10 protein-coding genes are annotated in these 13,724 nt (G+C 64.2%); 9 read left to right on the top strand and 1 reads right to left on the bottom strand.

What is annotated here, in order from left to right:
- Positions 1-5: 5 nt before the first annotated feature.
- The 4 genes from ACYQ3G_RS04460 (at position 6) to arfB (ending at position 3,693) form a co-directional block, all read left to right on the top strand.
- On the top strand, positions 6-1,328 hold the full coding sequence (locus ACYQ3G_RS04460) for a divergent polysaccharide deacetylase family protein (protein WP_459822815.1): 1,323 nt from the start codon (positions 6-8) through the stop codon (positions 1,326-1,328).
- 73 nt (positions 1,329-1,401) lie between these two features.
- Positions 1,402-2,748, top strand: coding sequence for a sensor domain-containing diguanylate cyclase (locus ACYQ3G_RS04465; RefSeq protein ID WP_459822817.1), 1,347 nt, complete (start codon positions 1,402-1,404; stop codon positions 2,746-2,748).
- Between the two features lie 128 nt (positions 2,749-2,876).
- Entirely contained in the window at positions 2,877-3,194 is a 318-nt protein-coding gene (locus ACYQ3G_RS04470) for an IscA/HesB family protein (RefSeq protein ID WP_028576833.1), read from the top strand.
- 85 nt (positions 3,195-3,279) lie between these two features.
- Positions 3,280-3,693 (top strand): alternative ribosome rescue aminoacyl-tRNA hydrolase ArfB, encoded by a 414-nt coding sequence (gene arfB / locus ACYQ3G_RS04475; protein ID WP_028576832.1) that lies wholly within the window; start codon positions 3,280-3,282, stop codon positions 3,691-3,693.
- On the opposite strand, the gene ACYQ3G_RS04480 is transcribed toward arfB, so the two are convergent.
- A complete protein-coding gene (locus ACYQ3G_RS04480) occupies positions 3,690-6,098 on the bottom strand; it encodes an acetate--CoA ligase family protein (RefSeq protein ID WP_459822821.1) in 2,409 nt (802 codons plus the stop codon). The two genes, arfB and ACYQ3G_RS04480, sit on opposite strands and share 4 nt — an antisense overlap.
- Positions 6,099-6,252: 154 nt before the next feature.
- Between ACYQ3G_RS04480 and ACYQ3G_RS04485 the strand changes: the two genes are divergently transcribed.
- The 5 genes from ACYQ3G_RS04485 (at position 6,253) to ACYQ3G_RS04505 (ending at position 13,661) form a co-directional block, all read left to right on the top strand.
- Positions 6,253-7,116: a YitT family protein gene (locus ACYQ3G_RS04485; RefSeq protein WP_459822824.1), complete on the top strand. Its 864-nt coding sequence runs from the start codon at positions 6,253-6,255 to the stop codon at positions 7,114-7,116.
- A gap of 45 nt (positions 7,117-7,161) precedes the next feature.
- On the top strand, positions 7,162-8,583 hold the full coding sequence (locus tag ACYQ3G_RS04490) for an SH3 domain-containing protein (RefSeq protein WP_459822827.1): 1,422 nt from the start codon (positions 7,162-7,164) through the stop codon (positions 8,581-8,583).
- Between the two features lie 237 nt (positions 8,584-8,820).
- Positions 8,821-10,908, top strand: coding sequence for a molybdopterin-dependent oxidoreductase (locus ACYQ3G_RS04495; protein WP_459822830.1), 2,088 nt, complete (start codon positions 8,821-8,823; stop codon positions 10,906-10,908).
- Positions 10,909-10,919: 11 nt separating this feature from the next.
- Positions 10,920-11,369 (top strand): 4Fe-4S dicluster domain-containing protein, encoded by a 450-nt coding sequence (locus tag ACYQ3G_RS04500; RefSeq protein WP_028576828.1) that lies wholly within the window; start codon positions 10,920-10,922, stop codon positions 11,367-11,369.
- A gap of 228 nt (positions 11,370-11,597) precedes the next feature.
- Positions 11,598-13,661 (top strand): methyl-accepting chemotaxis protein, encoded by a 2,064-nt coding sequence (locus ACYQ3G_RS04505; protein ID WP_459822834.1) that lies wholly within the window; start codon positions 11,598-11,600, stop codon positions 13,659-13,661.
- Positions 13,662-13,724 lie beyond the last annotated feature (63 nt).

Raw genomic sequence — 13,724 nt, forward strand, 5'->3', positions numbered from 1 at the left:
GACCTATGCCTCCCAAAAAAAGAAAAGGGAAAAAGGCTCCGGCCAGCCTCCCGAAATTCTCCCTGTTCAGGGCCATCCTCTGGCCAAGCGTCATCCTTGTAACCGGCCTGAGCCTTTTTCTTGCGCTGCGCCTCCCCCTGCGCCCCCCCGAGCCCGTGGACGCCAAGCCGCAGACTCCGCCCGTGGAGCGGTCCGCCCCTGTCCAGGCTCCGGCCCGGCCGACGGTTCCGGGCACGACTCGCGAACCTGCGCCGTCCCAGGAACGCACCGAACCCGGGAATCCTGAACAGGCCCCCGCACAGCCATACGAAGCCCAGGCAGACGATTTCGAGGCCAGGGTCCGCAACGTCGACTTGGCCATCCTGCTGGCGCTGGAATCGGCGGGCGGCCGGGACATGGTCATGCGCCACAAGGCCGTGGAAGAACGCGAGCACAACGGACAGGAGTTCTTCTACCAGAACCTGACCGTTTCGCTGGGGCACGACGTCTTCGACTTCCTGGCCCGGCTCAAGCAGAACATCTCGCAGCTGGAGCCCGAGGCCTCGCTGGCCACGGTCGACGGCAACCCCCGGGACCTCGAGATATCCATCCTCGGCGAGCCGACGCACCACCTCTTCCTGCCCCTCACGCTTCCGCCCGAAACGCCGGAAACGAGCGAACCCGTAGCCGCCGCGCCGAAGCTGGTCATCGTCATCGACGACCTCGGCGAAAGCATGGCCACGGCCAAGCGCCTGTCAGAGCTGCCCTTCAGGGTCACCTTCTCGGTCCTGCCCCACAACACCAAGGCCAGGCAGGTGGCCGGCCTGGCCAGGCAAAAGGGGCTCGAACTCCTTCTGCACCTGCCCTGCGAACCCGACGGCTTCCCCAAGACCGCCAACTCCGGCCCCGGCACCCTGCGCACGAACATGTCGGAGGCGACGCTGGAACGGACCTTGGCCGACAACCTGGCCCGACTGCCGGAAGTCGACGGGGTCAACAACCACATGGGCTCGAAACTGACCAGCGACGCAAAAGCCATGACCGTGGTCCTGGCGCACCTCAAAGGACGCGGGAAATTCTTTCTGGACAGCCTGACCACCCCGCAAAGCTGCGTGCGCGAGGTGAGCAGGAAACTCGGCATGCGATATTACAGGCGCCACATCTTCCTCGACAATTCAGCGACGGAACATGCCATTCTCCTGCAACTGCGCAAGGCCGAGTCCCTGGCCAAGCGCACCGGAGTGGCCGTGGCCATAGGGCACCCTTATCCGGCCACCCTGTCCGCACTGGAAACATGGGCACGAACCCGCGACATGAACGTAACCATCTGCTCCATCAAAGACATTTGACAAAGAAAGGCTTTTTCTCCAATGGAAGAAAGATATTCATAAAGTCATATCGACGTACCGCAGGAGTGACGCCATGGAATCGCAGACCGCTTCTTCGTGCATTCAAGTCCTTCTTGAAATAGCGCGCGGGACTTCGCATCGGGCCAGCATCCAGAAAACATTGAGCGACATCTGCGGCAGCGTGGAACGCTACTTTGCCCCCAGACATCTCGCAGCCTTGCTGGTTGAGCCTGAAACCGGCGACCTGACCTTCACCTACGTGGCCGGCGACAAGGCCGAACTCCTTGGCGGCAAGAAGCTCCGCAAGGGCAAGGGCGTCGCCGGGTGGGTCGCCAGCGGCGGAGAGGCGCTCCTCGTCGAGGACGCAGACAGCGACCCCCGGTTCCCCGCCCTGTTCCTGACAGCCAAAACCAAGGGCTGCAAAAGTCTCGTGGCCGTCCCCCTCAAGAGCGGCGACGCTGTCTACGGCGTCCTGGAAATGATCGACACGCGCAGCGGCGGATCCTTCACCGCCAAGCATCTGCAGGATTTCTCGGCTATGGCCGAAATCATCACCCTGGTGCTGGAGAAGGCCTACTACTTCCAGGCCATGAAGCGCATGGCCGAGACGGACCTGCTGACGGGCCTGGCCAACAAGCGGACCTTCGACCGCCACATGGAACGCGAGATCGAGGTCTGCAAACGCTACGGCATCCCCTCCAGCGTCGTGCTGCTGAAAATCGAAAACCTGCGCAAGCTCAACGAGGACCATGGCACGATATCCATCGACCGGGTCCTGCAGCTGGTGGCCACGGTCCTCAAGGAAGAGATCCGCAAGGTCGACGTTCCCTGCCGCATCAAGGCCGACACCTTCGCCGTGATCATGCCCAATACGCTCAAGGTGCCGGCCATAGATGTCGGCAACCGCCTGAGCGCCAAGATTTCCCAGCAGTCCGCCGCGCGCCAGATGCCCAACTTTTCCCTGGCCCTTGAAACCCTCTCGGCCGTGCAGGACGACGTGGTGCCGGTGCTCGGCATCTGTGAAGCCTGTCGTAACGAGCCGCAGGGCTTCCGCAAGTTTCGCGACGTCGGCTCCAACCTCTTCCAGATGTTCAGCGAGGAGAAACAGGCCACGGAGCGCCGCCAGTACTACCGCAAGGACGTCCAGCTCGCCGGGAGCTTCGCCAACACCGAAACCGGCGAAACCGGGGACTTTCTCGTGGACAACGTGTCCCTCAACGGCCTGGGCTTCACGACGCTCCTTGGCCACCGCCTGAACAAGAACGAACTCCTCAATGTCACCTTCCGCCTCGACGACTCGCGGCGTTCGGAAATAAACCGCGTGGTACGGGTCCGCTACATGAACGACCGCTATGTCGGATGCCAGTTCACGGACCAGAGAAGCTACGACACAGACCTGGGATTCTACCTCATGCGCTGACATTCGCCTTCTCGGGAGCAAGCAGGCGGCCGGTCATCTCCATGTCCGGCCGTTTTCTTTGTGGCGACTCCTTGACAGGGCAGGGGCAATTATTAAAGATTTTCCTATTCATTAAATAGGAGGCATCTATGTTTATTCTCCAACCGGCGGCCAAAGAGCAGCTGGACCAGCATTTCAACGGCAAGGACAAGGAACCCATCCGCATATACCTGGCGTCCGGATGCGGCGGCCCCAGGCTGGGCCTGGCCCTGGACGAACACAAGACCGGCGATCAGGTCTTCGAGATCGACGGATACTCATTTTTGATGGAGGAGGCGCTGTTCGAGCAGGCCAAACCCGTGACGGTCCTCTTCGACCAGAACACGGGCTTTTCGGTCGAGTCGAGCATGGTCTTTCCCGAAGGCGGGGGCTGCTCGTCGTGCGGTTGCGGCGGAAGCTGCAGTTAGGCCGCACCGGATTCGAACTCGGGAAGGGCTGCTTCGGCAGCCCTTTCCGCTTTCAAGGCCGAGGCATTTCCGCTAGGTCGGACGCATGCGCATCACTTCACGCATCCATATCGAGGACGAGGACATCCGCTTCGAGTGCATCCGCGCCGGCGGCCCCGGCGGCCAGAACGTGAACAAGGTGGCCACGGCCGTGCGCCTGCGGGTGCGGCTGGACGCCATCACCGGGCTGGACGAGGACGGCCTGGCGCGTCTGGCCGCTCTGGCCGGCAGACGCCTGACGGCCGACGGCGAACTGGTTTTGCGGGCCGAGTCCCACCGAACGCAGGAGGCCAACCGCAAGGCCGCCCTGGAGCGGCTGGCCCTGCTGGTGGCCCAGGCCGCCGTCCGTCCCAAAGCACGCAAGGCCACCAAGCCTTCGCGCGCGTCGAAAGAACGCCGTCTGGCATCCAAGGCCAAACATTCCCGCCTCAAGGCCCTGCGCAAAGGCGCCGAAAACTAGCCCTCCTCGCCCACATCGCCGCCTTGTCGGCACCGCAGGTTCTCGGCGCCGAGCCTGGCCTGGACATAGAGCCCCAGGGCCCGCACGGCGCGGTCCGCATCCCTGAACACGGACATGCCATGTTCGCGCAGCATGGCCGCAAAGGGGTTATACATTTCTCCCCCGTCGACCACCGCCACCAGGGGCTTGGGGCTTTGCCTGGCGATGTCGCCGATGCGTTCGGCGATGTTCTGGCTCAGGTCCATGGCCAGGGACGACATGGACGGCGTCAGCGGGATCATGCCGATGACGGCCAGATCCACCCCCGCATCCGCGGCCAGGGCCTCCACCACCTCCACGAACAGGGCGTCCGTGGCGGCCGGGTTGATGTCCAGCGGGTTCTTGACCTCCACCAGCCGGTCCAGGCCGCAGGCGGCCAGGGCTTTCCCCAGGCGATCCCGCGTTGCCGGCGCGAAGGTGGCCATGCGCAGCTCGAAGTCGTCGGCGCTGATGTTGTCGGCCATGCCCACGGCCTCGTACCCGGCCGTGGATACGGCCCCCATGCGATTGCCGCCGATGGCCTTGCCGTGCAGCCCCTTGGCCAGCATGCACAGCTCCGTGAACTGGTTGAAGGACCTGGCCACCATGGCCCCGGCCTGGGTCAGGCAGGCCTCGCAGACCGTGTAGTCCCCGGCCAGGGAAGCCGTGTGGCTGGAGGTCGCGGTCTTGCCTTCTGGCGTGCGGCCGGCCTTGTAGAAGACGACCTCCTTGCCGGCCAGGACCGCCTGGCGCACGGCGCGGGTGAAGTCCACGCCGTCGAGGTCGTTGAAGCCCTCGCAGTAGACGCCGACGACGTCCATGTCCGGATGCCCCTTGAAATAGGCCATGAGGTCGCCCAGGGTCAGGTCGTTCTGGTTGCCGATGGAGATGAGGTAGGCCGGGTCGAGCTCCGGCGTGCGGCTCATGCGCGTGGCCATGAAGGCCCCGGACTGGCTGATGAAGGCCGAGTTGCGGCGATGTTGCCCACGGGCCTTGGGCAGCTTCTCCTCGGGGATGAACCAGGTGTCGTAGCGCCCCGGGTGGGAGATGACGCCCATGGAGTTGCCGCCGAGGAAGACCGGACCGTCGCCGCTGCGGTGCCCCTCGTCGATGCGCTCCATGATGCGCCGGGCCAGGTCCCGACTGTCCGGGGTCTCGCCCAAACCGCCGGGGATGAGCAGGACGGACCCGGCCTTGCCCGTCTCCAGGACCTCCTCGATGAGTTCCGGAACGCTCCCGGCGGCCACGGCCACTACGAAGAGGTCCACGGGCGCCGGCAGCGCGGCCAGGCTCGGCACGCAGGCCACTCCGTCCACCTCGGCGGCCGAAGGGTGGATCACGGTGACGCTTCCGGCCGGAAAGCCCTGGGCCAGGACGTTCTGCAGGATGACCCGACCGAAGTTGCGCCGCGAGGTCGACACGCCGATGATCCCGATGCGCTGCGGGTGCAGCAGCGCATCGATGCGCTCCACGGGCCGCGGTGCCTTGAAGGAAGACGACCGCTCGGAAAAGCGGCACATGCCATCCAGGGGCACCATCATGAAATCCTGGAAGGCGAAGGGGTTGATTTCCAGTTCCTCGATGACGAAGGGCGCGTCCGCGCTGGTGGGCGAGAAGTGGTTCCCGACCTTGATGAAGGCCGAAAAGCATTCGATGAGCTGCTCGTCGGCCACCACGCGCTTCTGGCCGCGCGTCTTGCCCGTCAGGACCTTGTAGGACACGGTGCGCCGGAAAAGCTCGAAGAAGGATTCGCCGTCGTTGAGTTCCGTGGAGGCGGAAATGATGCTGCGGTTCTTGCGGAAATTTTCGGCCAGCAGTTCCGTATTGGTCCCTCCCACGCCGGCCGTGAGGACCATGCCGAACTCCCGCGTGGCGCGCAGACCGACGATGAGTTCGTTGCCGAAGCTGCACGACTCCTGGGGCAGGAACTGAACCATCAGCACGCCGCGAATGTCCTGGGAAACGGCCGCGACAAGGGCGTCGCCGGTCAGACCGGAGTATCGCTGCGGGGCATGTCCCGGCCGGCGCTCGATGCGGTCGGCGTAACTCTCCGCCACCTCGTACATCATCCGTCGCCAGGTTGAACGGATTCTGTCCGGCTGCTTGGGCACGACCCGCACGCCGCCCACGTCGCTCTTGTGCACGATGTAGGGCGAGACGATCTTGAGCACGACCCTGTCCCCGGGCAGGGACAGGAGCTCCTCGTCCGCAGGGCGCGTCCCCGCCCGCAGGAGGACAGTGCGCGGCGGGGTTTCGGAGCCCAGGTTGCGCAGCAGGTCGTAGACCTCGTGTTCGAACAGGAAGCGCCTGTTTTCGGCGGCGGCGCCCTGAAACAGCCTGGTCATGGCCGGAAAGTCGATATGCGTCGCGACCCGTGAAACTGGCATGTAGCCTCCTGGCGCTGGGCGGTTTTTTCCGTTCCCGGGACGTCCCGGTCGTCGCCGACATGTACAGGGGGCGACCGCGGGAAGCAAACAGGGACATGGCCCGGGCATGCGTTCATGTATGGACATTTCCCCGAAACGATGCAAGCTCAGGCGCATGAACGCGAACCTGAGGCGCTTCGCCTTCTCCATCCCCTGGAACCTGGCACTGCTGACCGTCGGCAGCTTCTTCTTCGCCCTGGGCATCAAATCCCTGGCCGTGCCCCACGGCGTCCTGACCGGAGGCGTCTCGGGCATCGCGTTGCTCATCTTCTACTTCACCAAGACCCTGACCCCGGGCGTCTGGCTGCTCATCCTCAACATCCCCATCGCCGTGCTCGGCTGGATCATGGTCAGCCGTCGCTTCGTGCTCTACACGGCCTACGGCATGCTGGCCATCACGGCCTGGATGGAACTCATCACCTTCACCCTGCCCGTCCACGACCGGCTCCTGGCGGTCATCGCCGCCGGCATCCTGGCCGGCACGGGCGTCGGCATCAGCCTGCGTTCCTTCGGTTCATCCGGGGGGCTGGACATCATCGGGATCATCCTGCACCAGCGCTTCGGCTTCCGCATCGGGCAGATCAGCTTCCTCTTCAACGCCGCCCTCTTCACGGCCAGCTTCGCCCTCATGGACCCGGACCTGGTCCTGTATTCCCTGATCCTCGTCTTCGTCACCGGGCAGGTCACGGACTACGTCCTGAGCATGTTCAACCAGCGCAAGCTCGTCTTCATCGTCTCCGAGCACGCCCGGAGCATCGCCGACGCCATCATGAAGGAAGCCCAGAGGGGAGTCACGCTGCTGGAGGGACGAGGCGGCTACACGGGCCTGCCGAAGCAGGTCGTCATGACGGTGGTCAACAACGTGCAGCAGAAAAAACTCGAAGAGCTGATCTTCACCCTGGACCCGGACGCCTTCGTCATTTTCGAAAACACGTTCAACGTCATCGGCAAAGGGTTTTCACGGCGCAAGGTGTACTGACACCGCGCAACCCGCCGAGCAACACCTCGAACAAGGATGCGATGCATGAAGCGTCTCCTCGGCCTCTGGCTGCTGTCCGCGTGCACGGCCGTTGCGGCCCTTACCGGCTGCGCCGCCAAACAGGCGCCCCAGCCACCGCAACCCCCGGCCCCGGTCCAGGCGGAAATCCCGACGTTGCCCGAGACGGTGCCGGAAGTCCTCCTGCACGTTCCTCAGCGCGTGGGCCAGGCGGTTCCCCTGTCGGACAAACCGCTCCTGGGGCTTGCAGAGCAGATCGTCCTGCATGAGCGGGCCCTGGAGCGCTTTTTCGCCCCGTGGGACCTGGCCCGAACGTCGATCCCGGCCAAGGAGGCCTTCTGGGGCACGGCCGCCTACGGTTCCAAGCAGGGTTATGCCGAAAACCTGCAGCCCTATCCCAGGGAGCGCTGGGAAACCGTGGTTGCCCTGCAGGACATGGCCTTTTACCCGTCTATGGCCGCCCCGGCCATCGTCACGCGCAACACGGCCCTGCGCGTCCTGCCGTCGCTGCGCCCGTTCTTCCTGGACCCATCCCTGCCGGGAGAAGGCTTTCCCTTCGACTATTTCCAGAACAGCGCCCTGTGGCTGGGCACGCCGGTCTTCATCTCCCACGAATCCCGGGACCGGGCCTGGGTCTATGTGGAGACGCCCTTCACCTCCGGCTGGGTGCGCCACGAGGATGTCGCCCTGACCGACGAACCGTTCCGCAAAGGCTACCGCACGCGGGTCATGGCCGCCGTGCGCGCGGACGACACGCCGCTCATCGGAGACGGGAGATATCTCGGGCAGGCGCATATCGGCGCCATTTTCCCCCTGCATGCCCGCACGGGCCAGGACCTCGTGGTCAAAGTCCCACTGCGCGATGCCGACGGCAGGGCGCAAATGGGGCTGGCCCAACTCGGAACGCTGCAGGCCGCTCCCATGCCCCTGCCCCTGACATCGCGCGCGGTGGCGGGCCTGGCCGACGCCATGGCAGGCCAGCTGTACGGCTGGGGCGGGTTGTATGAAAACCGGGACTGCTCATCCACCCTGCGCGACCTGTTCCTGCCCTTCGGCATCTGGCTGCCGCGCAATTCGTCGCAGCAGGCCAGGCAAGGCGAACGCCAGATCAGCCTCGAAAGCCTGAACGCCGAGCAGAAGCTCTCGACCATCCGCAGCCAGGGCAAACCGTTCCTCTCGCTCATCTCCATGCCGGGCCACATCGGGCTCTACTTGGGCACCGACCCGCGTGGCGAACCGCTGCTGCTGCACAACATCTGGGGAGTACGCACCGTCCTGCCAGACGGCGGGACAGGACGAGCCGTCATCGGCCGCCTCGCCATCTCGACCCTCCGGCCGGGTGAGGACAGACCGGACGTCAGGTGGGGCGCCTTTCTGGACCGCATCCGCGGAATGGCCATCCTCGGCGCCGACGTGGCCACGGAAACGCCCCGGCCGTCTGCGCCGTAAGGCTCCTGCCGGTTCGATCCATGCCCGACTCGGGCTGATTGCGCACTTTTGGCACAAGCGAAGCCGCCCGCGGCCGATGCGCGCACGACGCACCCACTTTGCCTTGTGAAATAATGAACTTTCTGGCCCTCCGTTTTGCAGAAAAGCCGTCTGGAGTTAGTGACGAGAAATCATATCGTGAAAACCCCAGCGAGGCCTGCGTATTCGTGCTTCGCGCTTTAGCACCGGGAGAAGGCCATGACGGCAACCAAATCAGTGTTCAGTGTCTGCGGCATGTGCACCGTGCGCTGCCCCATCCAGGTGGACGTGCGGGACGGAAAGGCCGCGCGCATCCAGGGCAACGAATTTTCCCCCCTCAAAGGCGGACTGTGCGCCCGCGGCGCTGCGGGCATCGCCTTGGAGCAGGATCCGGAAAAACCCCAGACGCCGCTGATCCGCGTGGGCGAACGCGGCGAAGGCAAGTGGAAGGCCGTGTCCTGGGACGAAGCCTTGGACTACGTGGCCGACAAGCTCAAAGGCATCATGGCCGAACACGGCCCGCGTTCCGTGCTCTGGTCCGACCGCGGCGGCCCCTTCCCCGACCTGCATCAGGCGTTCATGCGCGGCATCGGATCGCCCAACTACTGCAACCACGACGCGTCCTGCGCCCGCAACGTGCAGCACGGCGCCCAGTCCGTCATCGGCGTGGGCCGCAAGATGGTCGCCTATGACCTGCGCAACGCCAAGCACATCATCCTCCAGACCCGCAACATCATGGAGGCCATCAACGTCGCCGAGGTCAATGCGACTCTGGACGGCATCGCCGGCGGGGCCAAGCTGACCGTCATCGACATCCGCGGCACGGTCAGCGCGAGCAAGGCCGACAACTTCTTCCTGATCCGCCCCGGCACGGACTACGCCTTCAACCTGGGCGTCATCCACGCCCTGATCTACGACGACCTCTACAACAAGGAATACGTCGAGCAGTTCGTGGAAGGCTTCGACCGCCTCAAGGAATTCGTCAAACCCTACACGCCCGAGTGGGCCGCCGCCGAGACCGGCGCCACGGCCGAGGGCATCCGCGATCTGGCCCGCCAGCTGTCCGCCGCTGCGCCCAGCGTCATCTGGCATCCGGGCTGGATGGTCGCCCGCTACAACGACTCCTTCCAGGTCTGCCGCACGGCCTACATCATCAACGCCCTGCTGGGGGCCTTCGGCGCCAAGGGCGGCCTGCCCTTCGTCAACACGGCCAAGGAAGTGGGCCGCAAAGGCCTCAAGAAGCTTGTGGATCTCTTCCCCAAACCCGAAGAGAAGCGCGCCGACGGCGTGGGCTGGAAGTACCCGCAGTTCGACGCCGGCCCGGGCCTCGTCAACCTGGCCTACGACGCCATCGTCACGGGCGAGCCGTACCCCATCCGGGCCTACCTGTGTTTCCGCCACGACCCCCTCATGGCCATGCCGGACCCCGAGGCCGTGAAGAAGAAATGGGAAAAGCTCGACCTGCTGGTCAGCGTCACCTTCTCCTGGTCCGACACGGCCTGGCACTCCGATGTGGTTCTGCCCCTGTCCACCTACCTGGCGCGGGAAAGCATCATCGCCGGAAAGTCGGGTCTCAAGCCCCAGTTCTTCGTGCGCAAGCGGGCCCAGGAACCCACCTTCGACTCCAAGGCCGAGTGGGAAATCCTCTGCGGTCTGGCCAAACGCCTGGGCGTCGACGGCCTGGCTTTCGACAGCATCGAGGACATCTGGAACTACCAGCTCCAGGACACGGGCGTGACCATCGAGGACTTCGACGCCAAGGGCTTCGTGGAACTGGCCGACAAGCCCCTCTACCGCCCCATGTCCGAGATCAAGCTGCCGACGCCTTCGGGCAAGATCGAGATGGTCAGCGGCAAGTGGGCCAAGGCCGGCCACGAGACCCTTCCCCCGTACGTCTCGCCGGCAAGCCCGCCCGAAGGCATGTTCCGCATCGCCTTCGGCCGAGTCGGCGTCCACACCCAGGGGCACACCGTGAACAACCCGCTGCTGGCCGAGCAGATGCCTGAAAACACGGCCTGGATTCACCCCAGCCGCGCCGAAAAGCTGGGCATCGCCGATGGCGACATGGTCGAGATTTTCTCGGGCAAAGGGCAGACCGGCAAGCTCAAGGCCTTCGTGACCGAATGCGTCCACCCCGAAGCCCTGTTCATGGTGCACGGGTTCGGCCACAAGCTGCCGCCCGAATCCAGGGCCATCGGCAAGGGCGCATCCGACAACGAACTGATGCCTGGCGGTCTTGAATCCTGGGACAAGGGCGGCGGATGTCTGTCCATGCAGGAACACTTTGTCGGCGTGCGCAAAATCTAGGGGAGGCAACGATGAGCAAATACAGAATGAAATTGGACAAGTCGCGTTGCATCCACTGCAAAGCCTGCGAGGTGCACTGCAAGGTCAAGAACAACAATCCCGTCGGCATCAAGTACGCCGTGCATACATCCGGAGCTCCTGAATTCAAGGACGGTAAAATCGTCATGAAGGCGTCCTTCCGCAGCTGCTACCATTGCGAAGATCCGGCGTGCGTCGCGGCATGCCCTACGCAGGCCATGGTGCGCAGAGAATCCGACGGCCTGGTCTACGTGATCAAGGAGCTTTGCATCGGGTGTGAATCATGCATCTCCGCCTGCCCATGGAACATTCCCGTTCTGCATGAAGAGGAGAATGTCGTCGGGAAGTGCGACTACTGCATGGACAGGCTCGACGCAGGACTCGAACCAGCCTGTGTGACTGCATGCACGACACACGCGCTGTGTCTTGAACGAAAAAAATAGCTCAAAACTCTGCTTGTCGCACAAGCGCCCCGGGATTGAGTCAATCCCGGGGCTTTTTTCTTTATTTTCTCGACAATTAATCAATGCATCCTATGCATATCAATTCCTATTCGTAGACAAGATTTTATTTCTGCTCAAAAGTTGATATCGAAAAATTGCCATGATATGTGACGATTCACCTCCTATGCGTCAATGCTTTGGAGCAGAATTTGCTTTATGGAGAACTGTATGAAACTCAGGACAAAATTCGTACTCCCGCTTTTCCTGACAGTGGTCTGTCTCGGGCTTGCCGGAGCGCTGCTCATCCGCGGCCAACTCACCGAATTCCAGGGGCAGCTTCTGCGCTCCATCGCCGAAGAGAAATCGCGCGAGGTCAACACGGCCATCGAGACGCTTGCGGCCCAGGGCCTGGAGAAGGCCGCCCTTTTTTCCCGCCGCACGGACGTCATCCAGGCCTTCGAACTCGCCCACCTCGGCAACCTCGAAAACGAAAGCGACCCCACCCTGCAGCGCGCCAGGGAAGAGTTGCGCGCCCTGCTGTCCGACGACCTCTCGGGCTTCAAGGAGGTTTCGGGCAAGGCCATGCAACTGCATTTCCACCTCCCGCCGGCGCGCAGCCTCGTGCGCCTGTGGCGCGAGAAGCAGACCAAACGCAAGGGTGAGTGGGTGGACATCTCGGACGACCTGTCGAGTTTTCGGCAGACGGTCATGCAGGTCAACGCCGACGGCAAGCCCCTGCGGGGCATCGAGGTCGGTAGCGGCGGCTTCGCCATCCGGGGCATCGCCCCCGTCAAGGACGCGAGCGGCAGGCAGCTCGGATCCGTGGAGACCCTCGAATCCTTCGAGTCCGTCATCGCCGGGGCGGCCTCCGGGGAAGGCCGGAGCATGGCAGTCTACATGAACGCCGAAAACCTCTCCGTGGCCACGGAACTGCAGAATCCGGACAAGAACCCCGTGGTGGGCGGGAAGTTCGTGCTTGTGACGCCGACCGAGGACGGGCGGGTCGAAGGCCTCGTCACCCCCGACTTCCTGCTTGCGGGGCAGAAGGGCACAGCCTACCAGCGCTTCGGGGACATGGCCCTGGCGGCCTTTCCGGTCAACGACTACGCCGGCACCCAGGTCGGCGTGCTGGTCTACGCCTTCGACGCGTCGTCCTGGACCGCCGCCATCCACGACGTGGCTTTCTACATCCTGGCCCTCATGGGCCTCATCCTCGTGGCCGCGGGACTGGTCAGCTCCTTCGTCCTGCAGCGCCTCATCGTCCGGCCCCTGGGCGACATGATGTCCCGCATCGTGGACATCACCGAAGACAGGGCCGACCTCACCGACCGCCTGACCGTGAAGTCGAGGGATGAAATCGGGGAGCTGTGCTCGTGGTTCAACAAGCTCCTGGACAAGATCCGCAACATCCTGGGCGAAGTCGCCCGCAACTCCGGACAGGTCGCACGGGCCTCCGAAGGGCTGCTGCAACTCGCCGGGGGCCTCAGGGAGTATTCCGACGTCATGACGCGCTCGGCGTCCGACGCCGCATCATCGACGGACGAAATGAGCGCCAACATGAATACCGTGGCCGCGGCGATGGAAGAATACGCGGTCAACATCGGCACCGTGGCCGCCAGCTCCGAGCAGATGAGCGCCACCATCTCCGAAATCGCCGTGAACACGGGCAAGGCCAAGGACATGACCGTGCAGGCCGTGACAGCGGCGGACAAGGCCACGACCCAGGTCAGCGACCTCGGCGCCGCGACGCGGGACATCGGCAAGATCACCGAGTCCATCATGGCCATCTCGTCCCAGACCAACCTCCTGGCCCTCAACGCGACCATCGAGGCGGCCCGAGCCGGCGAAGCGGGACGCGGCTTCGCCGTTGTGGCCAACGAGATCAAGGAGCTCGCGCAGCAGACCGCCCGCGAGACCGAGGAAATCCGCAACAGCATCCAGGGCATCCAGCAGGCCACCAGCCAGACGGTACGCGAGATCGAACAGATCACCGAGGTCATCGGCGACGTGGACGCCATCGTCGGCACCATCGCCGCGGCCGTGGAGGAGCAGTCCGTGACGACCAAGGACATCGCCGAGAACGTCGGTCAGGCATCCGTGGGCGTGCAGCAGGTGAACGAGAACGTGGCCCACACCGACACGGCGGTCCGCGAGATCGCCCGCGACGTGGGCAAGGTGCGGGAGGTCTCCGGCGACGTCGCCGCCACGGCCGCGGCCGTGCACGACAACGCCCGGGGCCTGTCCGGGCTGGCCGAAGAGCTCGACACCATGGTCGGGAAGTTCAAGATCTAGGGTGCAGACGCCCCCCTCCGGGCCGCCTCTCCAGGCGGCCCTTTTTTTTGCCTTGTCCTCGCC

The sequence above is a fragment of the Desulfomicrobium salsuginis genome (assembly GCF_054657795.1).